This is a genomic window from Peribacillus sedimenti, assembly GCF_046237635.1.
GTDB lineage: Bacteria > Bacillota > Bacilli > Bacillales > DSM-1321 > Peribacillus > Peribacillus sedimenti.
On sequence record NZ_CP143547.1, the window covers coordinates 2540346 to 2563945 of the forward strand.

Sequence of the window (23600 nt, forward strand, 5' to 3'; positions counted from 1 at the left end):
CCACTCCAGTTTCCAATGTCACTCAGCGTCACCTCTCAAATACTGAAAATATGAATCCTTTTGTTCCTTGATCGTCCAGGTTGGCGTTTCAAAAACATGGTCGAATAAGTCATTCACATCTGGTGAAGGAAATGCCTCCATTTCATTGACAGCCTTTTCTATGGTGTGTGATGCTTGCTCCACCACATTATCTTTCCAGGCTTCATCCCATATTCCTTCCCGTACCATATACCTTTTAAGTCTAAGTAAAGGGTCGTTCCTTTCTCTCTTTTCTATACTGTCTTTCTGATTTCGATATTTCTTGGGATCATCTGCAGTCGTGTGGGCTCCATATCTCCAGGTCACAGCTTCGATCAGAGTAGGTCCTTTTCCGTTTCTCGCACGTTCCAGGGCTTTTTTTGTATGAAAATAAACCGCAAAAATATCATTCCCATCAATTCTTAGTCCGGGGATTTCATAGGAAATTGCTTTTTGAGCGATTGTTGTTGAATTCATTTGTTTGTGAACAGGCAAAGAAATGGCAAATTGATTATTTTGATTAAAGAAGACAACCGGGGCTTTAAAAACACTCGCGAAATTTAGTCCCTCATGAAAATCTCCTTCTGAGGTTGCGCCGTCTCCAAAATATACGATAACGGCATTACTAGTGCCTTTCTTTTTTTCTGCCATGGCTGCTCCAGTGGCATGGGGAAGCTGTGTAGCAATTGGCACAGCTGGTGGAAAAATACGTTTGCCGGAAGGGGAGGCACAACCCTCTGCCCTCCCTTGCCAATAAAGAAAAACATGTGGCAATGAATGTCCGAATGTAATGGACGCAGCGTGATCACGATAAGTGGGGAACATCCAGTCATGTTCATTAAGGGCCATGGCACTGCCGACTTGAGCAGCTTCCTGTCCTTCGAATGGAGCATAAGTACCTAGCCGTCCTTGACGCTGCAGGCTGATTGCTTTTCTGTCAAATGTCCGGACAAGAATTAATTGGGTATACAGATTTTTTACGAAATCTTCAGAAATGTTGTCTTTATATTCTTCATCTGTTACTCTGCCTTCTTCATCCATAATGCGAATCATTGGAAAATGGGTTTCCATGCTAAACCCCCTCTTAGAGTCTACATATTTATATTCCATTTTGGCTTTTTAAAATGGCTGAAGGACCTGCTCCTTTTTCTTTCATACTCTATGTTTCTGTCACAATATAAATCCGCTGCTAATGCGGTACTTATACTTTGAATGATTTTATATTTCCATAAGTGAATCATATATTGATTTGGTTTGAGCCAATACCTTTTCCTGATTGGTGCCGTAAAGTTCATCGGCGACCTGGATCATCCCTCCTGAATTGACAATATAATCGGGTGCATACAAGATGCCCTTATTGTTTAAAACATCTGCATGCACTGCCTCTTTTAGCTCGTTGTTGGCAGATCCTGTAACAGCCTTTATTTTGAGGGAATGAATGGAATCATCATTTATCACCCCTCCCACAGCAAAAGGCACGAACTCATCCGCCTCAACAGACCCGAAAAACCCCGGGCTTTTTTCTTTTAGAGAATTCAATAGTATTACAGATTTCCCGCCTCGGAAAATCCAAATTGGCTGCTGGACATTTATAAGTCATCCCCTTTGATAGGCGGAGAACGCCTTCCATGGCATGTTCGACGGATGGATATGGGAGCGCGGCATCCGGCCAGGAGCTGTTATGTACTGCATAAAGGCTTCAAGCCTGTAGCCGGATCCATTACATAGTACAACATGCTCATGCTCATGAATCATAGTGAAAATGTCATTGTATCCACTTCTCTTAAATAAGTAAACGCTTACATTTATATCTTGCGTTTTATCGGCTATCTTCCAGCCTTCTAGCAATCTCTTTTTTAGGCAGAATAATTTGTACAACCGTCCCTGTACCAATCATGCCTTTCTCATTCCTTGCCTCTACTTCTGAGTAAACGATATTTTTATCCAGCCTGGAGATTATAGCGATAAATTGGATTTTGTTGTTTTCTGCTGCAGGAGCCAAATGCCTTATATTTACCGAAGCTCCCATTCCTTCTTCATCTTCATCTAAATAGGGCAATATTAATTTCCTTGAGGTGTATTCCATGTGGTAAACCATTGTGGCGGTAGAATAAGCAGGATGTATCAAGTTACCTTCAAATTGTGCAAACATATGAGGAGTAACAAGACATTCAAAAAAAGCCTTTTGTCCTTCTTTTATGCCTTCCTTCAAGCTCTAACCTCCTACAATAAATCGAACTCATTATAACGTTATTATAACGTTATTGTATTATTTCGTCATATAAACGTCAAGTGATTGAGATTTATTGATTTGGCAACTTTTAAGCAAATACTTCAATAATGCGCATAAAAAAGAGAAGGGTGTCCCTTCTCCTTTTATGCGTTCAGCAATGCCCTGTCGTTCGTCATTTGCTCTCCGCGAATCCTCTGAAATTCCTTCATCAATTTTTCGATGGTTAAGTTCTCTTTTTCTTCATCGTTTACTTCAAGAATAATTTGGCCTTTGTCCATCATTATAAGACGGTTTCCAAGGTCTAAGGCTTGCTGCATATTGTGCGTGACCATAAGAGTTGTTAAATGGGTTCGTTCGACAATTTCCCTGGTTAGCTTTGTAATAAGTTCAGCCCTCGAAGGATCCAGTGCAGCTGTATGTTCATCGAGCAATAAAATATCAGGTTCCGTAAAGGTTGCCATTAATAGTGACAATGCCTGCCTTTCCCCTCCGGATAAAAGCCCGACTTTTGCATTTAGACGGTTTTCGAGGCCAAGGTTCAGGGATGCTAATGAATCTTTAAACAGTTGTCGCCGACTTTTGGTAACTCCGAGGCCCAGAGATCTCTTCTTGTTTCGGCTGTACGCCATTGCTAAATTTTCCTCAATCGTCATATTGGGTGCAGTTCCCGCCATAGGATCCTGAAATACTCTCCCTATATATTTAGAACGTTTATACTCAGGCATACCGGTTATGTCTTTGCCGGAAATGCCGACCGAACCTGTATCAGGGGATATCACTCCAGAAATGACGTTCATCACAGTAGATTTTCCTGCGCCATTGCTCCCTATGATTGTTATGAAATCACCTTTGCTCAATGTGAGGTTAATGTTTTTTAATGCAATTTTTTCATCAAGGGTCCCTTCATTGAATATTTTGTTAATCTGTTTCAGATGCAGCAATGGTTGGGTCCCCCTTCCCAGTTCCGGAATGGCCCGCTGATAATTGGGCATACCGTTTAGCCTTGCGTTTTTTGCTCTTTTGTTTATCTACAAGTTTTGGCAGGATCAGTGAGAAGATTACGATTACTGCAGTTATGAATTTTAAGTCTCCTGTATCCAAAAATTCGACCCTTAGTGCGAGTGTGACAACAATTCTATAAATGATTGCCCCTCCAATTACCGCAAGGGTAGTTCTTGCTATCGTTTTTGTGCCAAATATGGCTTCCCCAATGATGACCGAGGCCAGTCCTATGATAATCATTCCAATTCCCATTCCGACATCGGAAAACTTTGCATATTGTGCAATCAAGGCACCAGCCAAAGCTACCAATGCGTTGGATATGCCGAGCCCTAGAACGATTAATGAATCCGTGTTTGCAGAAAAGCTTCGTATCATACGCTGATTGTCTCCAGTCGCCCTTAGCGCGAGGCCGATTTCCGTTTTTAAGAAACGATCCGTGAGCCATTTGATAAAAAATGTGACAATGAGCATAAAGATCAGTATCCCCCAGGTAGGAGGAAGGCTGTCGGCTAAACCCACCATGCCTAAAATAGAATTCAGCGGTCTATCCAAACCGATTTCTTTTGCATATTCGCCTACATGTGTAAAGATAGTTTCTGTATTTAATAGAGGTATATTAGGTACTCCGATTGCAGTTTCGGAGGTTATACCCATTATTCTCAGATTTATGGAATATAGTGCAATCATCATTAGTATTCCAGATAGTAAAGAATTTATCTTTCCCTTTGTATGTAAAAGCCCAGTTGTGCACCCGGCCAGGAATCCGGCTATTATAGCTGCCCCTGTTGCCAGAACAGGATTATACCCCAAAACAATCATTGACGCTGAAACTGCAGCTCCAGTGACAAAGCTTCCGTCTACTGTCAAATCAGGGAAGTCAAGAATCCTGAAAGAAAGATAAACACCCAAAGCCATGATGGCATAAATGACCCCCGCCTCTGTTGCCGAAAAGATTGCTGAAAACATTTCCGTCTCTCCTAACAGTTATTCGATATATTCAGCCATGCTGTCCCATTCCGGCTTTAATTCTATTCCCATCTCGCTTGCTGCTTTTTTATTTATTCCCAATTTGCTTTCCTTTGGAGGCTGAACCGGAAGTTCAGAAGGCTTTTTCTCACCTTCGAGGATTTGGGCAGCCATATTACCAGCGGTAAAGCCAATATCATAATAACTTACTCCGTAACCTGCAAAAGCACCGGCTTTAACCGAATCATGCTCACCTGCAAACAGCGGGATATCCTTTTCGTTTGCAACGGAGATTACGGATGAAAGGGCAGATACTACTGTGTTGTCGGTCATGACGTAAAATGCATCAATTTTGCCTACCAATGATTCAGCAGCTTGTTTAACCTCTGCAGAAGTGGACACCGATGCGGTTACCGCTTTCATACCTAATTTTTCGAGTTCTTTTTTTGCTGTTTCAATTTGCACGACAGAGTTTTGTTCTCCGGAATTATAAATGAAGCCTACATTTTTACCGCCCAATTGTTCTTTGATAAACTTTATTGTATTAGGGATGCCTTCAGGATGGGTATCAATAGTTCCTGTGATATTTTCGCCTGGTTCATCCAAGCTTTTTACAAGCCCCGCTCCAACAGCATCTGTTACAGAAGTGAATACAATCGGAATGTCCTTTGTGGCACTTAGTGCTGCCTGGGCACTCGGCGTTGAATTGGCAAATATTAAATCAACCTTATCATTTGCAAATCCTTGAGCTATAGTAGTATTGGTATTAGGGTCTCCTTGGGCATTTTTTACCGAAAATTCTACCTTTACTCCTTTTTCTTCTAGTGCAGCCTGAAACCCTTTGTAGGCTTCATTAAGGGAAGGATGTTCCACAATTTGGGTGACCCCAATTGTGTATGTTTTACTTCCCTCTTTTTCACTGCCGCTTCCATCGGAGGAATCACTACCGGCGTCCTCAGATTTTGCACAGCCTGAAATAATGATCCCTGTTGCAAGAAGCATGCTGAATAATATTCTTTTCTTCATTTTCATATCAAAATCCCCCTGTCATTTATTTTTTGCACTCCCGAATTTCTTGCTCCCCTTCCAGCTTGTATGTATTTTTTATGAAGAAATAATCAAATTACACAAAGAATGTTGTAGAAATAAGCATTTTATTTGTGTAACGCAATAGTATCATTCAGTATAATTATAGGTCAATAATTTTCCGAATATTAAAATAAGTCTTTTAACTGTAATGATTTAATCGTTCAATTGCAAGTTTCATTTCTGTTTTCATGCTTTGTATTAATTCACTGACAGTCGGAATCTCTTTAATTAGCCCGGAAATTTGACCGCTGTTCCAAAAGCCTTTGTCTTCATCGCCATGTACTGCTCCGATAATATGGTGTGATTCATCAGTCAATTGATCGTATTCGGCAGGAGTGAGCCCTTTTGCTTCTGTTTGCAATATATGAGCTGTATACGGATTTTTCAGTACTCTTCGTATACGCTGAACAGTTCTGCCTACGATTATTGTATCGCCGTCGCCTGCATCTATTATTCTTTGTTTATATTTTTCTGAGTAAGGAGCTTCTTTCGTTGCTATAAAACGGGTTCCCATCTGAACTCCTTCCGCCCCCAGGGCCAGCATGGCTGCAAGGCCTCTCCCGTCTGCTATTCCGCCTGCCGCAATAACAGGTACTTGAACAGTATCTACCAACTGTGGAATTAAGGTCAATGTAGTAGTTTCCAGGGGAGAATTGATGCCAGCCGCTTCATATCCTTCACCAATGATGATATCAACGCTAGCTGCCTCTGCTTTTAATGCATGTTTTACAGATCCTACCACCGCCATGACCTTTATTCCTTTTGCATGCAGCAATGGCACATACGGCGCGGGATTGCCAGCAGAAAATGTTACCGCAGAAATATCGTGTTTTATGGCTAATTCAACAAGCTCTTTTGTGTACGGTGAGACCGTAATTGCTATATTCAAAGCAAATGGTTTTGATGTAAGCTCCTTTGTTTTAATAATCTTTTCTTCAATTTCAGCAGGAGACATAGTACCAGCACCAATGGTCCCAAGTGCACCTGCATTTGAAACAGCGGCTGTTAACTGGGGATGGCTTATATTGCCCATGCCACCCTGGATAACAGGGAGTTGCAGATTTAACATTTGACATATTCTATTCATCTAGTAATCTCCCCTTATTATGATATAATTTTTGTGTTAACGCTTTCAAAAACAGGAGGTGGTTATATGCTTTATCCATTTGGCGGAAGGGTCCCAGCCGTCCATTCTTCTGTATTCATTGCCCCGGGGGCAAGAATAATAGGCGACGTTTCTATAGGTAAGGATTCCAGCGTATGGTTTAATGTAGTTTTGCGAGGTGATGAAGGACCAATTACTATTGGTGAGAAATGTAATATACAGGACAACTGCACTCTTCATTTATATGAAGAATTTCCATTGGTCCTCGAGAACGAAGTATCCGTCGGGCATAATGTAATCCTGCATGGATGTACGATAAGAAAAGGAGCTTTGATTGGGATGGGTTCAACTATAATGGATGGTGCTGAAATAGGAGACCGAGCATTAATCGGTGCAAATACATTTATACCACCAGGGAAAAAGATCCCTCCCCGCACGCTTGTGCTCGGATCTCCTGGAAAGGTCATACGGGAATTACAAGAAAAAGATTTTGAACTTATCCAGCTGACAATTGATTCATATTATGAGAAAGGTCATAAGTTCAAATTCGAATTATCACGCCCCTCTGAATAATTTTCCTGCATTTACATACATCATCCTTCCAGAGTTGTATTGATATGGACAGGTTTTCTATATAGAATCTTTCGGGCTCTCCCTCTGGGGATGAAGTGAGAGCGCCGTGCTCTTCTTTCAATATGATGATGCTGCATCTTATGGTTTATTCGTCCGCTAATAATGGGTGGTCAAACACGTCATATTCTTTGTTTTTATTCGTCAGCTCATTCCCTTCCTGGAATACTTCCTCAAAGAACCGGCTTGCGGGTTCGGCCAGCTGTTTATAAAAATCGCTGAATAAGGAAGCTGCATGCGCGCCAAGCCATTTTTCCGGCAACAGTTCCTCCGGAAGACCAGGATCTATAAATAAGAATTTTCTGTATTCATGGACCAGCTTAGTTCGCTCTACAAAACATTCCGCATCGGAAATTTCACCCTTTGATATTCTATTTTTTATAATTACGTATTTTTGGCTGTAATCAGCTATGAATTGGCCGTATCGGTCATTTAATCCATAAATGTCCCAACATTCAGTTACCAGCGTATGATTTTGATGCGGACCTTCATATTCAGTAAGAAAAAAATGTATGTACGGTTTTATTTCGTATTTTTCCACCAATGAATGTACTTCCTTTTTTAGATCATTAGGTGATATCCAACAGCTGTTTGAAATAGTGCCGAAACCACTCCAGACTAATTCTTTCCTTAATTCGTCACGTATGTTCCGTTTATCCTCAGGAATGGAGTATATTAGCATTCTCCATTTCCCATCCCATTGATCGGGATTCAGCTTGAATATTCTTTTGGCAGCCTCATCCATCCTGTCTATGCCGCGCTGTGTCAAAAAATAATGGCTCTTGTTTCCTTCTTTCCTTGCCATTAACCAACCTTGTTTACTCATTCGCGAAATCGCTGCACGAACAGATTGTTCGTTATGGCCGAATTCTTTCAGAAGTCTGATTAAACTGCCTATCCATATTTCGCTGCCATAATGACGAATGTAATCTCCATACAGTGTGAATATCATGGATCTGGTGTTCATGTTACCATTCATACAGCTCACTATCCTTTTATTTTTATCTCTAACATCCTTTCTACATATATTCCCATGAATAGATAAACAGCGTCAATATTTTCAAAATCACATCATTTGAAACTACAATCAACAAACATCGGTGCCAGAAATGAATCTTAACACAACGGACAACACCGCTTCCCATTTTTTGTATAGGTGCTGCAGCTGATTCTTATACCTTATTGCTTATCCAATATTCGGACGTTAACGGGTTAATAATTATTATAGAAAATGATTCTTATGAAAAAGGCGAGAATTTCCCCAATGAGGGTAAATATCCCGCTCAGATTTTTTATTTAGCAACAGAGAACATGTAAGTTCAAAAGCTTCAATTGATCCGACCCATTTAAGTGCTATACCAACGTTCAGAATCTACATGCCGAATTTTGCAGGTAAGTGTTAACATTCATTCGCCATATTCTTCGCCAAAAAAGAATGTCACAAGATTTCCGGCGAACTTCATGGCATCCTTGCCGGCAGCTTTTGATTCCTCTGTTTTAGATGCCTCTTTAAATGCCTGTTTACTTTCATAATACATTTCACACATAAGGTAATATTCACTTTCCCCCATTGGAGAACCGGATATTTTTGTGATCTTTACATCCTGCAATCCAGGAATTTTCTTTGTCAATGGCATGTGTGTACCAAAGTAATATTCATCGAAACTTTCTGTATTCTCCGGTCTTTTATATAAAGCTACCATCTTAAACATCGTATTCCCTCCTTTTTCAATTTAAGAGTAAGTATATGACTTTTTATTTTTGGCATAACACAATTTGACAAGAGTAAAGGTCAGTAAGGTTTTGATAGAGGCCAATCCAATCTTTACCTTAGTCGGGTTTTACAATAGTATAGATATAGGTTTCATAGCCTCAAATGGATTCTTGCAAGACTTACAATAGAAAATGCTTCGGCAAGAAGTAGGACCGAATATATTTTCTACTGTTGTATAATTGGAATCGCAATATGGGCAGTCGATCGACCAAATTCCATCCTTCTCAAAATATAGTGGAGGTGGTGCAATCCCGAATTCTTTTAGCCTTTCCCTCCCTTCTGGCGTTATCCTATCAGAAGTCCACGGCGGGTCGTATATGAATTTTACATGTACCCGTTGAACGGCCTCCAAAGTTAAAAGGGTGTTTTCAATATTACTTTTAATAATGTCAAGGGCAGGACAACCAGAGAACGTGGGCAGTGCTGTTATCTCTGCCTTCCCATTATAAAAATGTACGCTATGAATCATTCCTAAATCCAGAATGCTTACAGAAGCAATTTCCGGGTCTTTAATGTTCTGTAGCATCCTCCAAATATCGGTTTCTACTAATTTATTCTGATCCATTTCCGACAGCCTCCCCTGGAAGCATGAACTGACCTAGCATGTTTCATTACCATACTGCCTTCTGGTCCATATTATATACTTCGCTTAGTGTTGCAAGAGCCTCTGCCAAGTCAGCAGTGTGTTCCCCTATTCGCCCATTCCCTGATTCCATGCCAATAGGTCCGGGTATCCGAAGCCCTAAAGACTCAAAAATGCTTCCCATCTTCGATAAAAATCTCTCTTGTAATAGAACTTCATTCTCGATTAATCTATGTGAAACCATTTCCCTTTCAAATGACCCGAGAGTGAGCAAACCGCCAAGCTCTTTCCAAACCCTTTGGATGGACGCAATCATCCTTTGTCTTGGTTCACCATCCGCAGTTGTCAGCTGTTTAAACCAGGTACTCCAATGCATAAGGTGGTAAAATTGTTCTGTATTGATTTTTACTGCCGCCTGTGCCAATGGTTCATATGAGGAATTTTTGAGGGATTCCAACTTAGTCTTTTTATAAAGGTCATAGAAATAATGCCTTACAACAGTAAAAGCCCAGTCATACCTTGGTTCTTCCAGGTAAGTGCCAGTCCCGTTCGCCAGTTCTAGTATAGTCGCATTTCTTCTTTGTGGACCTGTACGCGCATGGGCTAAAAAATCCGCATTCCCCTCTCCCAGCTCTTCAAGTAGCTGATAGTAGATGGCAGCATGGCCCATGGTATCTTGGTTAATCGAAGAAAATGCTACATCTTCCTCTATATGCGGTGCAAGGCCCAGCCATTCGGAGCCCCTATATGAATGGATAAAATCATCATCTGCCAGCTGATACAACAGTTCCGTTAGTGCCTGGTGATAGGAAGGATCTTGTGTTGCAAGGTGCGCAGTCTTTATAGTCATTCACTGTCACCCCATGAGAGAATTTCATTCTCATCCAAAATATTCTGCTCATACTGACGCCATTTTTTCTTTAGATAACCATATCCTTTTGTTGTACGGTAATCTTTGTTGTCCATTCGTGCAAGAGCTGCTTTTTCTCCCTCGCTCATTTTCCGGATATCCTTGCGCCTGACTACCCATAGATCCACTGTCGGGTCTCTCCTCATAAAGTTTTCCTGGGCCATAATTAATGCCAGTTCATGGTTGGGAGCGAGCAGACTGTATTGGTACTGCATGGGAGATGTATAGGTCCTTTTGCTGAACACTTCAAAAACCTCGAAGAAATCTGGATACTTTCCGTTTGTGTCATCCACTTGTTTATCCCCCTAAATTGCATTCTGGCTTTTCATATTTAGAGCATTTAACACCCAGCTATTATTCTCATAAGCCAATTTTCTTAAGCGCAGCCTGGAATGAGATTTCGGGCCATTATTTTTAATTATGGCTTTGAATTGATTCCAATCAGGCTGTTTATATATCCAGAGCCCTCGCTCCTTATCAAACCGCATGGTCTCATCGGGTAAGCGTAATCCTATGGACAAAACTCTTGGAATATACTTCGTAAAGAAATCCTGTCGCAGCTGTTCGTTTGTTTTTGTGCGTATTTTATATTTAATGGTGATGTCTTGTTTGGAAGAACCTGTTGTATCGGCGCCCGCAGGTCCGAAAAACATGATCAGCGAATCCCACCATCGATTTAAGGAATCCTGGAGCATTGCTTTTTGCTGGGGAGTTCCTTCAGCCAGGGCAAGAATAATGGATTCGCCGTGCTGTGCATGGAAAACCTCTTCCGCACATATCCTTTGAAGTGCCCTGGCATATGGACCGTACGATGCTCCAAGCATGTTCGTTTGCGTGATGATTGCGGCACCGTCGACAAGCCATCCGATTATACCCGCATCAGCCCATGTCGGGGCTTCCATATGAAAAACATTATGAAACTTCAATTTTCCAGTAAACAAATCTTCCATTAAATCCTCTCTCGTCCTTCCTAAAGGTGCCATTAAATCTTCGGTCACCCTTAGGAGCAGCTGTCCATGCCCCATTTCGTCCTGCACCTTGGCCATAATGCCTAGTTTCCGTCTCAGTGAAGGAGCTTTTGGAACCCATTCTTTCTCTGGCAGCGCACCCATGATTTCGCTGATTCCATGCATGGAGATTAATTTGATTAAGGTAAGCCTATATTCGTCCGGCATCCAGTCATCAGCTTCAATTTTCTCTCCTGCTACAATCCTTTTCATAAATCGGTCATGTTTTTCCTGTTCAGGAAGGGATGCAAAAGAAAGGCTGTCAGTCATATATTGTCTCCTTTCTATAACGTTTTTCTTACGCAAATGAAAAATATATTATATAATATTCCGGCTTGAGTATACCGCTACATTAGGCTCTCAGTTTTTCTTTTATCCACTACCCTGACTGTCTTTCCCTGGGACCTGGGAAGGGTTTTAGGAGCGAGGATATTAACTTCGATGGAGATTAGGCAGGCACTCTTAAGCTTTTCCTTCAATTTGCTGGATATTTGTTTTATTTCATGGTGTTCAAGATTGCGGGAGGTTTTTTGATAGACACTGTCATTGATTTCAACATTAAGGGTTATTTCCTGCGTGGGTCCTTGATTCGTGATATCAAGCTGATAATGGGGAGTCAATTCTTGGAGTTTTAGTAAGCAAAGTTCTATTTCAGAGGGATAAACATTTACACCGCGGATAATAAGCATATCATCCATTCGTCCCTTTATCCTGGACATTCTGGCAGTCGTGCGGCCGCAAGAACATTTATTTCTTGTTATAGAAGCAATATCACCTGTTCTATAGCGGATTATTGGAAACGCTTCCTTTTTTATGCTGGTAAATACTAATTCACCTTCTTCTCCTTCAGGCAATGGTTTCTTCGTAACCGGGTTTATTACCTCAATAATAAAGTGGTCTTCCGCAACATGAAGCCCGTCCTGAGCCTCATGGCACTCGACTGCCACACCAGGGCCAATCACTTCACTTAAGCCGTAAATATCACATGCTTTAATTTGAAACAGTTCTTCTAACTTTTGTCTCATCTCCTCTGACCATGGCTCAGCTCCGAAGATTCCGAATCTAAGGCTGGTTTGTTGTGGAGACTTTCCCATTTCAATCATCTTTTCAGCAATATTCAGTGCGTATGACGGAGTCGCGCAAAGTATGTCTGGTTTTAAGTCTTCTATTAAGGTTATTTGCCGTTCTGTATTGCCGGCTGAAGCTGGTATCACGGTCATTCCAAGCTTTTCGGCACCATGGTGCAGACCCAATCCCCCTGTAAATAATCCATAGCCATAGGCATTATGGATTAGACCTGAATCCAATCCTGTAGCGGTTAGGATAGCCCTGGCTATTATGTCTGCCCAATAGTTGATATCATTTTTGGTATATCCTATGATAGTGGGTTTGCCAGTAGTCCCCGAAGAGGCATGGATCCGTGATAATCGATGCTTTTCAACTGCCATAAAACCGAAGGGATAATGGCCCCTTAAATCTGTTTTTGTTGTGAAAGGCAATATTTGAAGGTCAGCGATATTACGAAGTTTACTTGAGTCAACCTGAAGCTCAGCAAACCTTTCTCTATAAAAAGGACTTACCATTAATACTTTATTTACAGTATTTTTTAAATGCTGCAGCTGATAGCTATCGATTACTCCTCTTTCAGCCTTTTCAATCTCTGGGTTTCGCATGTCACCGCCTCCAATCATTGAAAAACAGAGTGAGTTGGTAAAAGTATATAACGGTTTTTATGCGTTAAAGAAATATTCGTTATATTGTGTAAAGATATATTACAACCCTTTATTCGTTATGTCAATAAATTCACAAAATTTAAAAATGTTTTCAGAACTAAAAAACCAGTAAGCTAAGAAGCTTTTCTGGCAGTTAATTCATTGTTTTATCTAATTTTGCCTTTGGTGTTCAAGGTACGGAACAAGCTGTCTGTAAATGTTTATCACATCTTCAATTTTCATTCTTACAAGCCCGCTTGAAGATGGAGCTACGAAGTCAATCGTTCCTGGTATTACTGGTTCATCCTGTTTCCCCCAAGAAATTTCTTTTTTACCGCTGAATTGCTGATAAACACCCTTTCCGACATAGCATATAACTTTTGGTTTAAAAGCCTCTATTTTCTTTTTTAGTTCTAGCTTGCCTCGAGCGTATTCTGACTTCGTAATTTCTTCCGCGGTTTTAGTCGGCCTTGGGACAATGTTCGTAAACCCATAGCCCACTTCCAATAAATCCTGGTCTTCCTCGGGCTTATACCGCCTTGGAGTTATCCCAGCTTCATGTAGGATGCGCCAGAATCTATTGTTTGGATTCGCATAATGATGGCCTGTTTCCCCTGAACGGATACTAGGATTAAAGCCAACGAACAATAAAATCAAATCTTTTTTCAAATGGTCATTAATTGGCTGCATAGCATGCTCCTTACTAAACGTAAATTAAGCATATTATAAAACACCTGAAAATAAACGGGCAATTGATTCCTTCGTTCTAACCATCATTCCTCGCTTATGGTAATAGACTGGCCTGATGCGTTCGCTCTCTTCCAGGTCCTGTTCATAATGCGAAATGAGATCCTGAATCGAATGGGTGCCAAATAAGAACACATTTACTTCAAAATTCAAATGGAAACTCCGGAGATCCATATTAGCAGTTCCAATTGAGGCCAATTCGCCGTCCACTATAATAATTTTTTGATGTAGAAAACCTTTTTTATATGAATAAATTTTAACCCCCGACCTCAGAAGCTCCGAAAAATAGGACTGGCTGGCATAATGTGTAAGAAAGCTGTCATTTATTTCAGGTACCAGCACCCTTACTTCGATTCCTTTGCCCGCCGCAATCCTTAGTGCAGCTTTTATTGCTTCGTTTGGCACAAAATATGGAGTAGCAATCCAGATTGATTTTGTTGCACAGGAGATCAGTGAATAATAAAAATCACTCATGATGCCTTGTTGAGTATCAGGACCGCTCGCGACGATTTGTACCGCGCCGTCACCTATCTCCTGGTTCGGCTCGTAGTCAGTCCTTTTCTTAAGCAGGTTTTCCCCGCTCACATAATCCCAATCCAAAAGAAATACGGTATGGAGAGTGTAAACAGCCTCTCCCTTTAGCATCATATGGGTATCACGCCAATACCCTATTCTTTCATCTTCACCGAGATACTCAACTCCCACATTAAGTCCGCCTACAAAACCAATTTCCCCATCAATAATAATGATTTTTCGATGATTGCGGAAATTGAATTTTTGATTGAAAAATCCATATTTAAGCGGAAGGAAACAATGCACCTTAACCCCAGCCTCCTGCATCGCAGCAATATCCCTCTTTGAAAGTCTCATGCTGCCCGCAGCATCGTATATAAATAGAACTTCGACTCCTTCCCGGGCCTTATTCATTAATATATCAATGATTTCTTTTCCCAGCCGGTCTGAGCGAAAGATATAATATTCTATATGGATAAACTCTCTTGCTTTTTTTAATCTGCGAATAATCTCAGAAAAGGTTTCCTCTCCATTCTTTAATACAGTAGTTTGAGAGTGAACACTTATTGGTGTGAATGAAGCTTTACTTGCAAACTTTGCAAAGCATTGCTGATTGTCGTTAAGGAAGGATAGGTCGGGCTGGTGACTGTTCCTCATATGTCTTTCCCATTCCTCCCTGCCTTTTCTGCGCTTGGTTTTAAATAAATAGCCTTTTAAATACAACTGCCCGGAATATAAATAAAATAAATATCCTATGATTGGAATGAAAACCAGGACATACATCCATAACAGTGTATTATGTGAAGCACGGTTTTCCAGCATTAAGGAGTAAATCGTCCCTAATATTAACACCACATAGATTGCAGCGCAAACAAGCCTGAACCCATGGTTATAATTGCTAAATCTCGCAATATATCCCGTAATGGACAAAATAAATAAAAATAAAATCTCTAATCGCTGTTTTTTCATGATCGTAATCCAACCTTATAAATAAAGTAACTAGTTAGATATGCTATACCCTTAAGCAGGCACTATAAAAACCAATGGGGCTTTTTTCTTACTTAATGAAGAATATACTCCTCCCCCGTGAAGAATTTCATTTTTTGCTGGCAACTTCTGCCAGGTTAACGGTATACGATACATTGTTTTGTGTTCCGGTCAGTCATACAATTGTTCGCGTTTATATTAAGATAAGTCTTCCCCTAATTTAAAGGAATAATTTCCATGATGCCTCTCTAATTGGACGGTTTGACTGCGTTAATTGATCTAACTTTAAAAATGGCTGCGTATACCTAGTTTCTGGAATGACAATAAATGGTGCAAGGGAAATGTGAAAACCAAATGTAAACTAAAAAAGAAGCAGCGCTCTGTCTGCTTCTGTAAAGGATTATAGTTCATGGAGTGATGCAAATTCATCGACAAGGCCACTGAAAATTTCCAGTGCATTTTTTATTGGTTCAGGTTTAGTCAAATCAACGCCAGTTTTCTTTAGTAAGTCCAAAGGATACTCGGAGCTTCCGCTTTTTAAGAAAGTAAGGTATTTCTCAAGTGTATCTTTATTGCCAGATAAAATCCGGTCCGCAATGTCAATGGCTGATGCATATCCGGTTGCGTACTTGTAAACATAGAAAGGCCGATAAAAATGCGGAATCCTGGACCAGCCAAATTTCACTTCTTCATCAAGTACAAGGGTATTTCCATTATATTCTTTGTAGATCTTTTCATAGGTGGTGTTGAGGACTTCTGCGTTAAGAGGTTCCCCTTTTTCTGCTTTCTCATGCACTGTTTTTTCGAATTCCGCAAACATGACCTGTGTAAAGAACGTTCCCTTAAATCCGTCAATAAAATGATTTAATAAGTATTTCTTCATTTGTTCGTCTTCCGTTGTTTTTAACAAATAGCGTATAAGCAGGATTTCGTTTACAGTGGACGCCACTTCCGCTACAAAAATAGAGTAGCCGGCACTGATCTGTGGCTGGTATTTAGAACTAAAGAAAGAGTGCATGCCGTGTCCGCATTCATGTGCAAGTGTAAACAGACTATCAAGGTCATCCCGGTGGTTGAGCAGGATAAAAGGGTGGACTCCGTATAATCCAAGATTGTATGCTCCTGAACGTTTGCCAGGTGTCTCCCTCACATCGATATACCGCTTTTCCTTAAATTGTGCCAGTTCGGATGTATACTCTCCCCCAAGCGGCGCCAAAGCTTTAAGCATGATTTCAAAAGCTTCATCATATGAAATTTCCTTTTTTGCTCCCTTAACAAGAGGAACACTTAAATCATATTGCCTTAGTTCATCAAGGCCAAGCAGATTTTTTCTCAATTCGGAATATTTGTGCATGGGCGCTATATTGACTTTTGTCGCTTCAATTAAATTAGTGTAAACTTCAACTGGTACCTTATCTGAAAATAATGCTTTTTCAATTGCCGATGGGTAATTCCTCATTTTTGAAAGAAGAACATTATTCTTTACAGCAGATGATAGTGTTGTGGCAATTGTATTTTTTAAATGGAGATATGGTTCATAAAAGGCTTTGTATGCTTCACGCCGGACCTCTCGATCCTCTTCTTCAATCAATTTTGCATACATTCCGCGGGTAAGCTCCACCTTCTCTCCTTTCTCATTAGTCACCATTCCAAATTTAATGTCCGCGTTGTTTATCATTCCGAATGCTTTCTGAGGAACAGACAGAGCTTCCCCCATTTGCGAAAGGATTGCTTCCTGGTCCTTATTCAACACATGGTCTTTGAATCGATAAGAATCAAATAAATCCTCTTCAAAGTACTTTAGCCCTTCAACATCTTTTATGTATTGTCTCAATGTTTCTTCCTCAAGGCTTAATAAAAAGGGCATAAAAAAGGATGTAGCAGCGCCCATCTTTTGACCAAGCTGTGACGCTCTGTCCAACAATCCCTGGGATGCGTTCACCCTTGTATCGAGATCCACATGAAGCATCGCATAGACATATACTTTGCTATATGTATAGCTAAGCTCTTCGCTTTTGTTTAAATAGCTGAATAGAGATTCTCCATCTTTTATATTTCCATCATATTTTTTTAATTCACCGATGAACGTTTCGATTTTCCGACAATCTTCATCCCAGCTCTTTTGATCTGGATAAATGTCTTCAAGCCTCCATTTTTCGCTTACCGGGACATCATCCCTATTTTGAAACGTCTTTGTTTGCATACGGTCTTCGCTCCTTATTTTGTTTCTATACATTATTTCCTTTTTTTTGCATATAACAATTCCAAGATCTGTAAGTGTAGGTCATGCTGTATTGCTTACTATACCATAGTAACTATTCAAGGTACGATCAATTAGACCTTGTGTCTCAAATTTTTATAAAAGTTTGGTGAAAAAAGTTTTAATGATGTACAGGCCGGGTATATGTAAAATGCAAGACAAACATTCTCGTATCCAAAGGAGATGATTCCGATATGTGGAAGCAAGACAGCCCATGGAATGAAGAGAATGATGAAGCGAAACACAGTCCCGGCAATCAAGGTTAGAAGAAATAGAAAAATATTTATCAAAAACGTGAGGCATTCTCGGTCTGCAAAAGACTATATGCGATGTATATTCATCTTTAACCTATCTGAAAAAAAGACAGTTTAGGAAGCGGGTCTTAGTCGCGGTCAAGATAAAGAACATACCTCATGAACAATATGCAATTCCCGGCTAAAAGGAGATGGAAATTATGAGTAAGCTTCTTAACCCCTGGAATAAAGAGAATGACGCCGCAGTTATTAGCCCAGGGGATCAGGATCACCCTGACACGTCAAAGAATTTGTTGATTACAAATGTTTTTGAAATCGTACAAAATAAGTCTGAAACTCCTGAATTTGATATTAATGGCACTGCTTTGAATAGTTTATGATCACGCCCCCTTTCGAAGGAATGTTTTCCTTTAAAAGGGGTTTTATTTATGTCCCTCGCCTTCCCCACTTTTTCAATTATTTTTAACTGGAATAACAAATTCGTTACGAGGAAAAAATAATTGAAATTAACATGGCACAGGAGTGGATCCTATGGAAAATATGGAATGTGATTCTTCACCATTACAGGATCAGCTGACCGCAACAATGCGTGACATTAGAGATGATCTGAATGCAAGCATAGACATTGTCAATGAGGAAAATAATTGTCTGCTGTGTAAACTGGAGGATATAAAAAAGAAATGTCTCACGATGGAAGCAATAGCATCTTCATTTTATCTGGAATGCTATCTTTCCGCATATACAGATAAATATTCAGAAATTGCGAGGTGCACCCTTCACCTTAGCCAAAATAACCATGGAGCCCTTATAGTTATAGAGCGTGAGAATTCGCTGGAAGGCCTCATCCAAAAAGGGATTTCACTGGGAGCGCAGCTGACAGCTCCCCTCCTCGAATCCATATTCTATCCAGGAAACCCTCTTCATGATGGAGCTGTTCTTGTTCATGGCAATACTATTATATCTGCAGCCAATGTACTGCCCTTAACAGCCCAAAATATCACTGGCAAAAAGCTCGGAACACGCCATAGGGCAGCTTTGGGACTCTCCGAAATCAGCGATGCACTGGTACTTGTTGTTTCTGAAGAAACTGGGCGAGTCTCCTTTGCCCTAGAAGGTGCTTTGTACCCGATAACCAATGTGACATCTCTTCAATGATCGTTACATTGTTCGCTCCAATGTGTACAATAATTCGGATTTTTTATGTCTGCAAAAATTCAGGCAGGTTTTTTCTGAAGACTTGCCTCCTGCTTATTCATCGAGAACATGCTATGAAGAACCATGCCGATAATGACCAAAACCATGCCAGTCCATGCCAATGCTGATGGATACGGAGTGGACAAAAACAGGATTTCCCCTGCTGCAGCAAATAAAACTTCGAGTGATTGAGTGGCTTCTATCGCCCCAAGCTTGTGAATATTTCCTTTAGCCAAATCTGTCGCAGCAAAGAATAGTACAGTAGCGATCACTCCGGAGAACAAAGCCACGGCTCCTGTTTGCATAACCTGATCCTTTCCAGGAAGCCCTATGGATATAATTCCGATCATTGACAGAACAAGCCATAAAGGCATGCTGGCCAGGGTCATTCCTAATACACGCTGATAGGCATCCAGACGGCCCTGGCAAATCTGCATCATTTTTCTGTTTCCAAGAGGATAAGCAAAGCTTGCGATCACCAGGGGTACAATTGAAAATACCGCTTCTTTTGTGGAAATCTTTGCTATATGGTCGAGCTGCATTACAATGATTCCCAGCAGTATAATAAGGGACATTAAAAGTCCGTCCCTTGGTATTCTTCCCCTTCTGGAAATCGGACCGCCCGCTGTTTGAACAGTTTCATAAAATAATGGAGCGAGTAGCGAACCGGACACTATTGTGATCATCCAAGTTCCTGCGATTAGCCAGCCCGGACCATATGCTGCAGCAAAACATAGCGGGCCATAAAAGAGTCCGAATCCAACTGTACTCCATAGTATCCAGCTCCCTGGTTTTCTTTTCATTTCATATATAAGCGGACGGACCTTTTTCCTGGCCATAACAATGACCAATAGAAGGGGTACCATAAAAAAATACCTAAGTGAAGCGCTCCAGATCCAGCTTCCCCCATCCAAATCCATCATCCTATTAAGTATAAATGTACAAGCGAAAAAGAGGGCCGCAAGAATTCCCAAGAAAATAGCTTTCATATAAATCACCGCTTATGTAAGGATTAAAACGAATACCGTTATTTTACCGCTTTAGAGAAAATCCGGCAATGTGGAATTTGAATATTCTGAAATTTTTTCATGGAACTCTGTTTGCATACAAAAAACCCGCTAAGAGCGGGCTTTTAAATTTTTTATGTGCTTTTGAATCAATAGGAGTTTAAAAACCTATATCTAGCATAGTCTTAAAAAAAGATTAACGGAATGAAACAGCATGTCGCAATTCCACTTCCTGTACCCATTTAAATGGGTCCTCAATCTCTCCCTTTTGGATTCCAGTAAGTGTATCATACAGCTTTTTCGATAATTCTCCAGTATTGCCTTCATTGATTATCATTTGCTCGTCCTGCCAGAAGAATTCGCCAATTGGTGATATTACGGCTGCTGTACCAGTTCCAAATGCTTCTTCCAATTTCCCCGCTTTATATGCTTCCTTGATTTCATCCATAGAGATTCTTCTCTCGGTAACGGTAACATTCCAATGCTGCAATAGCTCGATAATGGAGGATCTGGTCACACCATTTAAAATGCTCCCATTGAGCGCAGGTGTAATAACTTCCCCATCGATTTTAAAGAAGACGTTCATACTCCCGACTTCCTCTATATACTTCTTCTCCTTGCCATCAAGCCATAATACCTGTGAATATCCGTTTTGGCTGGAAACCTCCTGGGCTTTCAGACTGGATGCGTAATTGCCTCCGGTTTTTGCTGTTCCCGTTCCTCCTTGTACTGCACGGACAAATTGTTGTTCCACTGCTATTTTGACAGGTTGAATCCCTTCTTTGTAATACGAACCAACAGGAGAAAGAATGATGATGAACTGGTATCGCTTAGCAGGTGCTACCCCAAGGAATGGTTCTGTTGCAATAACAAAGGGCCGAATATAAAGAGATGTCCCTTCTGCTTTTGGCACCCATTCTCTGTCGATATTTATCAGTTCCTTTAAGGCTTGAAGGGCATGCTCTTCATCAATATGCGGTATGCATAAGCGATCGTTTGACTGGTTTAAACGGTGGAAATTCCGGTCCGGCCTGAACAATAAGACCTTTTCATCCTTTGTCCAATAAGCTTTTAAACCTTCAAATACTGACTGGCCATAGTGGAAAATCATTGAGGCCGGATCTAAAGCAATGGGTTGGTAAGGGACGATTCTTGCGCTGTGCCACCCATCACCGGCTGTATAATCCATTATGAACATATGGTCAGTAAATACTCGACCAAATACAAGCTCGCTTGACTCAGGCTTCTCTTTTTTGTGTTCGCTATGGTTGATTTCTATTTGGAAGTTTGTCATTATTCTGTCTCCTCGTCCAATGGTGGATTTTATTTATTATTTGATAACAGCCATTTTACTCCCTCATCGCGCCATAGGCAAGCCCTAATGACAAAAAATTCTGAAAAGAGTGTGTACATCATTATTTCTGATTGCTCTTGGTCAATGGAATAGTGAATTTGTTGATCCAATTCCTATATGAAAAATCCCGAGCCATAATATCAACGTGGTCTTTATACACATTCACTACCAGTCCCTGAGAGTCTTCCAGGTTCTTCCCTTTTTCATCGACAATATAATAGATTGCACCGGTATTTACCATTGTAAATATATCCCTATATATGTTTTTAGGATGTTTTAACTGATAATGGGAATGCCCGCTGAAAAGGATTGCTTGCGGGTATTTTCTGAGTATGTTCCTCAGCCTTTTGCCAACAGGATCGGGTTCACGACTTTGGCTCCCAAATACGGTGTTTCGGATCGGCTGATGCAGAAATACGAAAATGGGCTTATCGTCATCGGTATTCTCCTTAAGAGTCCTCTCTAGCCAGGAAAATTGAGCCTCAGATAAATTTGCAGAACCAGGATGACTGGTATTCAAACCTTCGCTCCCAAGAACAATGAAATGGTAACCTTTAATCCATTTATTATAAAAAATGCCCCCCATATAAGTTTTCTGTTGGAATCTCTTCATTAAATCATCTTCCGTAAGCGCTGGTTTATACCACATCTTCCTTTCAAAGAATTCATGGTTTCCAATAGCCAGAAGCCTTTCTGCTCTAGGATTCCCTGCCCAAAATAGCAAGTCCATAAACTTATCATATTGTATTTCCAGTCCTTGGTCGGTTAAATCACCAACAATGGCAATAGCCTTATAATCAGGAGCGACCGTCTGTAAATCCTCTAGGACCCTGATAAAATGGTCATCTCTTTCTGTCAGGCAAATAAGTTTTTCCTCGATCCTTCGCGGATTTCCGCATATATGCACATCGCTTAGTACTGGAATTTGAAGAATCGGCTTGGAGACATGATTATATTTCTCCGCTTTCGCAGAATGCTCCTGGATAAGGGGACAAAGGATGATGAGAACCATTATGATTAATCTTTTCACGACAAACCCTCCCTTGCTCCAGTTGAATTCGACATAAATAATCCATACTATTTGAAATAGGCTAGAATATCTTGAACATGAATCGTTACATTATTCAGCCCTTCCGATTTTATTTTTAATAACATAAATTCCTATCTTTAATTTTCAGCCCGCTACTTAGCCTTTATTTGATATAAAAAGATCCACCATCTATTTTTTCTATTCCTGGATACTGTTCGAGATCCCTAATAAGTGCAAATAATGCTTCATCTTTTTTCTTCGCTTCTATCATACAATCAAGCCGGGGCACACTGCCCTTAATACTGTCTAAAAATTGGACTAACTGCCCGCTGTCTACATAGTCGGCATGCGCTCTGAAGTCACGTTCTGAACGCGGACTGGATATATGCATTTTGGGAGGAAGTTGAGATTGGTTCCACGTCTTTATAATTCTGTCCCAATCATTCTCAAGACTCTCATGCTCATGGTGATGCACCATAAAGTGATGGTAATCGAAAACAAGGGGAATTCCCAGTTTTTCACACAGATATAACCCCTCACTTAAAGTAAAGGTGGTGTCATCATTTTCAAGCATGATCATCTTCTGTAATGTAGGAGATATAAGCCCCCAATTATGTATAAATTGCTCCAATGCCTGTTCATGATCATTATATCCTCCTCCTACGTGCAAAACACATCTATGTTCTGTATCGATCCCCATGGACTTTAGCAGCATTTCATGCATTCTTAACGTTTTGATCGATACCTGCAAGGTTTCCTTGTCGGGTGTATTTAAGAGAACAAAGTGGTCCGGATGAAAGTCAACTCTCATGTCCGGATGCTCCATTAAAAATTCTTTTATATTGTCCAGAGACTCCTTTAGAGGCCTGATGAAATTCCAGTCTTTTAGTTCAGGATGGTTTGCAAGAGGAATTAATCTTGAACTTAGCCGAAAAAAAGCTATATCATTAGCTGCATTATGCCTCAATAGTCTAAGGCAGTTATGAATATTAGACGCAGCTATGCGTTCTAATTTGCGAATGGCAGCGTCTCTATCCGCTATCTTTGAAAATTGGGCAAATGTCATCGTTTGTGAAGGTGAGGCGTTTTTTACATGCTCACTCATCGCCACATAGCCTAGACGGATGATCGTCAAAAGCAGCACCTCTTTTACAGTTTCTTATATATAAAGTATTGGCGATTGTAGAGTGATTCATTAGATCTTTTTTAAAGGCAGTTTATCTTA

Annotated in this window: 23 protein-coding genes and 1 pseudogene; 3 read left to right on the top strand and 21 right to left on the bottom strand. The window is 40.5% G+C overall.

Features of this window, described 5'->3' with window-relative positions; all coding sequences use genetic code 11:
* Positions 1 to 18 precede the first annotated feature (18 nt).
* From pdhA to V1500_RS12625, 7 genes and pseudogenes are all read right to left on the bottom strand, one after another.
* Complete coding sequence (gene pdhA / locus V1500_RS12595) at positions 19 to 1089, bottom strand: pyruvate dehydrogenase (acetyl-transferring) E1 component subunit alpha (RefSeq protein WP_409305852.1); 1071 nt, start codon at positions 1087 to 1089, stop codon at positions 19 to 21.
* Positions 1090 to 1109: 20 nt separating this feature from the next.
* Positions 1110 to 1773, bottom strand: a pseudogene (locus V1500_RS12600) (hypothetical protein).
* A gap of 64 nt (positions 1774 to 1837) precedes the next feature.
* Positions 1838 to 2230, bottom strand: a complete 393-nt coding sequence (locus V1500_RS12605; protein ID WP_409305853.1) for a thioesterase family protein — start codon at positions 2228 to 2230, stop codon at positions 1838 to 1840.
* Positions 2231 to 2394: 164 nt separating this feature from the next.
* A complete protein-coding gene (locus tag V1500_RS12610) occupies positions 2395 to 3192 on the bottom strand; it encodes an ABC transporter ATP-binding protein (protein WP_409305854.1) in 798 nt (265 codons plus the stop codon).
* The gene (locus V1500_RS12615) at positions 3170 to 4219 is read right to left on the bottom strand and encodes an ABC transporter permease (protein WP_409305855.1); all 1050 of its coding nucleotides are present in this window, start codon (positions 4217 to 4219) and stop codon (positions 3170 to 3172) included. Before V1500_RS12615 ends, V1500_RS12610 begins: the two co-directional genes overlap by 23 nt.
* An 18-nt stretch (positions 4220 to 4237) precedes the next feature.
* Positions 4238 to 5245, bottom strand: coding sequence for an ABC transporter substrate binding protein (locus tag V1500_RS12620; protein WP_409305975.1), 1008 nt, complete (start codon positions 5243 to 5245; stop codon positions 4238 to 4240).
* A 202-nt stretch (positions 5246 to 5447) separates the two neighbouring features.
* Positions 5448 to 6395, bottom strand: a complete 948-nt coding sequence (locus V1500_RS12625; protein WP_409305856.1) for an NAD(P)H-dependent flavin oxidoreductase — start codon at positions 6393 to 6395, stop codon at positions 5448 to 5450.
* A gap of 66 nt (positions 6396 to 6461) precedes the next feature.
* On the opposite strand from V1500_RS12625, the gene V1500_RS12630 reads away from it, so the two are divergent.
* Positions 6462 to 6986, top strand: coding sequence for a gamma carbonic anhydrase family protein (locus V1500_RS12630; RefSeq protein ID WP_409305857.1), 525 nt, complete (start codon positions 6462 to 6464; stop codon positions 6984 to 6986).
* 145 nt (positions 6987 to 7131) lie between these two features.
* Here the strand turns inward: V1500_RS12630 and paaX are convergent, their stop codons facing one another.
* The 10 genes from paaX to pepF all read right to left on the bottom strand — a co-directional run bounded on the left by paaX (position 7132) and on the right by pepF (position 17479).
* Positions 7132 to 8010 carry a phenylacetic acid degradation operon negative regulatory protein PaaX gene (gene paaX, locus V1500_RS12635; protein ID WP_409305976.1) on the bottom strand — a complete coding sequence of 293 codons (879 nt, stop codon included), beginning with the start codon at positions 8008 to 8010 and terminating at the stop codon, positions 7132 to 7134.
* A 439-nt stretch (positions 8011 to 8449) separates the two neighbouring features.
* Positions 8450 to 8755, bottom strand: a complete 306-nt coding sequence (locus tag V1500_RS12640; RefSeq protein ID WP_409305858.1) for an EthD family reductase — start codon at positions 8753 to 8755, stop codon at positions 8450 to 8452.
* Between the two features lie 129 nt (positions 8756 to 8884).
* On the bottom strand, positions 8885 to 9382 hold the full coding sequence (gene paaD, locus V1500_RS12645; RefSeq protein ID WP_409305859.1) for a 1,2-phenylacetyl-CoA epoxidase subunit PaaD: 498 nt from the start codon (positions 9380 to 9382) through the stop codon (positions 8885 to 8887).
* Between the two features lie 46 nt (positions 9383 to 9428).
* The gene (gene paaC / locus V1500_RS12650) at positions 9429 to 10250 is read right to left on the bottom strand and encodes a 1,2-phenylacetyl-CoA epoxidase subunit PaaC (RefSeq protein WP_409305860.1); all 822 of its coding nucleotides are present in this window, start codon (positions 10248 to 10250) and stop codon (positions 9429 to 9431) included.
* Positions 10247 to 10603, bottom strand: coding sequence for a 1,2-phenylacetyl-CoA epoxidase subunit PaaB (gene paaB, locus V1500_RS12655; protein WP_409305861.1), 357 nt, complete (start codon positions 10601 to 10603; stop codon positions 10247 to 10249). The genes paaC and paaB overlap by 4 nt, the downstream gene beginning before the upstream one ends.
* A 12-nt stretch (positions 10604 to 10615) precedes the next feature.
* Positions 10616 to 11587: a 1,2-phenylacetyl-CoA epoxidase subunit PaaA gene (gene paaA, locus V1500_RS12660; RefSeq protein ID WP_409305862.1), complete on the bottom strand. Its 972-nt coding sequence runs from the start codon at positions 11585 to 11587 to the stop codon at positions 10616 to 10618.
* Positions 11588 to 11664: 77 nt separating this feature from the next.
* Positions 11665 to 12990 (bottom strand): phenylacetate--CoA ligase family protein, encoded by a 1326-nt coding sequence (locus tag V1500_RS12665; protein WP_409305863.1) that lies wholly within the window; start codon positions 12988 to 12990, stop codon positions 11665 to 11667.
* Positions 12991 to 13200: 210 nt separating this feature from the next.
* Positions 13201 to 13719, bottom strand: a complete 519-nt coding sequence (gene mug / locus V1500_RS12670) for a G/U mismatch-specific DNA glycosylase (protein WP_409305864.1) — start codon at positions 13717 to 13719, stop codon at positions 13201 to 13203.
* Between the two features lie 33 nt (positions 13720 to 13752).
* Positions 13753 to 15258, bottom strand: a complete 1506-nt coding sequence (gene cls / locus V1500_RS12675; RefSeq protein ID WP_409305865.1) for a cardiolipin synthase — start codon at positions 15256 to 15258, stop codon at positions 13753 to 13755.
* A 418-nt stretch (positions 15259 to 15676) separates the two neighbouring features.
* Positions 15677 to 17479 carry an oligoendopeptidase F gene (gene pepF, locus V1500_RS12680; RefSeq protein ID WP_409305866.1) on the bottom strand — a complete coding sequence of 601 codons (1803 nt, stop codon included), beginning with the start codon at positions 17477 to 17479 and terminating at the stop codon, positions 15677 to 15679.
* A 511-nt stretch (positions 17480 to 17990) separates the two neighbouring features.
* Between pepF and V1500_RS12685 the strand changes: the two genes are divergently transcribed.
* Both V1500_RS12685 and cdaS read left to right on the top strand, forming a co-directional pair.
* Entirely contained in the window at positions 17991 to 18170 is a 180-nt protein-coding gene (locus V1500_RS12685; protein ID WP_409299690.1) for a hypothetical protein, read from the top strand.
* Positions 18171 to 18321: 151 nt separating this feature from the next.
* Positions 18322 to 18945, top strand: a complete 624-nt coding sequence (gene cdaS, locus V1500_RS12690; RefSeq protein WP_409299691.1) for a sporulation-specific diadenylate cyclase CdaS — start codon at positions 18322 to 18324, stop codon at positions 18943 to 18945.
* Between the two features lie 59 nt (positions 18946 to 19004).
* Here the strand turns inward: cdaS and V1500_RS12695 are convergent, their stop codons facing one another.
* The 4 genes from V1500_RS12695 to uvsE all read right to left on the bottom strand — a co-directional run bounded on the left by V1500_RS12695 (position 19005) and on the right by uvsE (position 23510).
* Complete coding sequence (locus tag V1500_RS12695) at positions 19005 to 19973, bottom strand: multidrug resistance efflux transporter family protein (RefSeq protein WP_409299693.1); 969 nt, start codon at positions 19971 to 19973, stop codon at positions 19005 to 19007.
* 214 nt (positions 19974 to 20187) lie between these two features.
* Positions 20188 to 21285 carry a branched-chain amino acid aminotransferase gene (locus V1500_RS12700; RefSeq protein ID WP_409299695.1) on the bottom strand — a complete coding sequence of 366 codons (1098 nt, stop codon included), beginning with the start codon at positions 21283 to 21285 and terminating at the stop codon, positions 20188 to 20190.
* Positions 21286 to 21406: 121 nt separating this feature from the next.
* On the bottom strand, positions 21407 to 22375 hold the full coding sequence (locus V1500_RS12705; protein WP_409299696.1) for a metallophosphoesterase family protein: 969 nt from the start codon (positions 22373 to 22375) through the stop codon (positions 21407 to 21409).
* Positions 22376 to 22538: 163 nt separating this feature from the next.
* Positions 22539 to 23510 (bottom strand): UV DNA damage repair endonuclease UvsE, encoded by a 972-nt coding sequence (uvsE, locus tag V1500_RS12710; RefSeq protein ID WP_409299698.1) that lies wholly within the window; start codon positions 23508 to 23510, stop codon positions 22539 to 22541.
* Positions 23511 to 23600: the final 90 nt, after the last annotated feature.

Excerpts from the sequence above, each read along its gene's own strand:
- pdhA (WP_409305852.1), bottom strand. The coding sequence starts at position 1,089 with ATGGAAACCCATTTTCCAATGATTCGCATTATGGATGAAGAAGGCAGA.
- V1500_RS12615 (WP_409305855.1), bottom strand. The coding sequence starts at position 4,219 with ATGTTTTCAGCAATCTTTTCGGCAACAGAGGCGGGGGTCATTTATGCC.
- V1500_RS12620 (WP_409305975.1), bottom strand. The coding sequence starts at position 5,245 with ATGAAGAAAAGAATATTATTCAGCATGCTTCTTGCAACAGGGATCATT.
- V1500_RS12625 (WP_409305856.1), bottom strand. The coding sequence starts at position 6,395 with ATGAATAGAATATGTCAAATGTTAAATCTGCAACTCCCTGTTATCCAG.
- V1500_RS12630 (WP_409305857.1), top strand. The coding sequence starts at position 6,462 with ATGCTTTATCCATTTGGCGGAAGGGTCCCAGCCGTCCATTCTTCTGTA.
- paaX (WP_409305976.1), bottom strand. The coding sequence starts at position 8,010 with ATGAACACCAGATCCATGATATTCACACTGTATGGAGATTACATTCGT.
- V1500_RS12640 (WP_409305858.1), bottom strand. The coding sequence starts at position 8,755 with ATGTTTAAGATGGTAGCTTTATATAAAAGACCGGAGAATACAGAAAGT.
- paaD (WP_409305859.1), bottom strand. The coding sequence starts at position 9,382 with ATGGATCAGAATAAATTAGTAGAAACCGATATTTGGAGGATGCTACAG.
- paaC (WP_409305860.1), bottom strand. The coding sequence starts at position 10,250 with ATGACTATAAAGACTGCGCACCTTGCAACACAAGATCCTTCCTATCAC.
- paaA (WP_409305862.1), bottom strand. The coding sequence starts at position 11,587 with ATGACTGACAGCCTTTCTTTTGCATCCCTTCCTGAACAGGAAAAACAT.
- V1500_RS12665 (WP_409305863.1), bottom strand. The coding sequence starts at position 12,990 with ATGCGAAACCCAGAGATTGAAAAGGCTGAAAGAGGAGTAATCGATAGC.
- mug (WP_409305864.1), bottom strand. The coding sequence starts at position 13,719 with ATGCAGCCAATTAATGACCATTTGAAAAAAGATTTGATTTTATTGTTC.
- cls (WP_409305865.1), bottom strand. The coding sequence starts at position 15,258 with ATGAAAAAACAGCGATTAGAGATTTTATTTTTATTTATTTTGTCCATT.
- pepF (WP_409305866.1), bottom strand. The coding sequence starts at position 17,479 with ATGCAAACAAAGACGTTTCAAAATAGGGATGATGTCCCGGTAAGCGAA.
- V1500_RS12685 (WP_409299690.1), top strand. The coding sequence starts at position 17,991 with ATGAGTAAGCTTCTTAACCCCTGGAATAAAGAGAATGACGCCGCAGTT.
- cdaS (WP_409299691.1), top strand. The coding sequence starts at position 18,322 with ATGGAAAATATGGAATGTGATTCTTCACCATTACAGGATCAGCTGACC.
- V1500_RS12695 (WP_409299693.1), bottom strand. The coding sequence starts at position 19,973 with ATGAAAGCTATTTTCTTGGGAATTCTTGCGGCCCTCTTTTTCGCTTGT.
- V1500_RS12700 (WP_409299695.1), bottom strand. The coding sequence starts at position 21,285 with ATGACAAACTTCCAAATAGAAATCAACCATAGCGAACACAAAAAAGAG.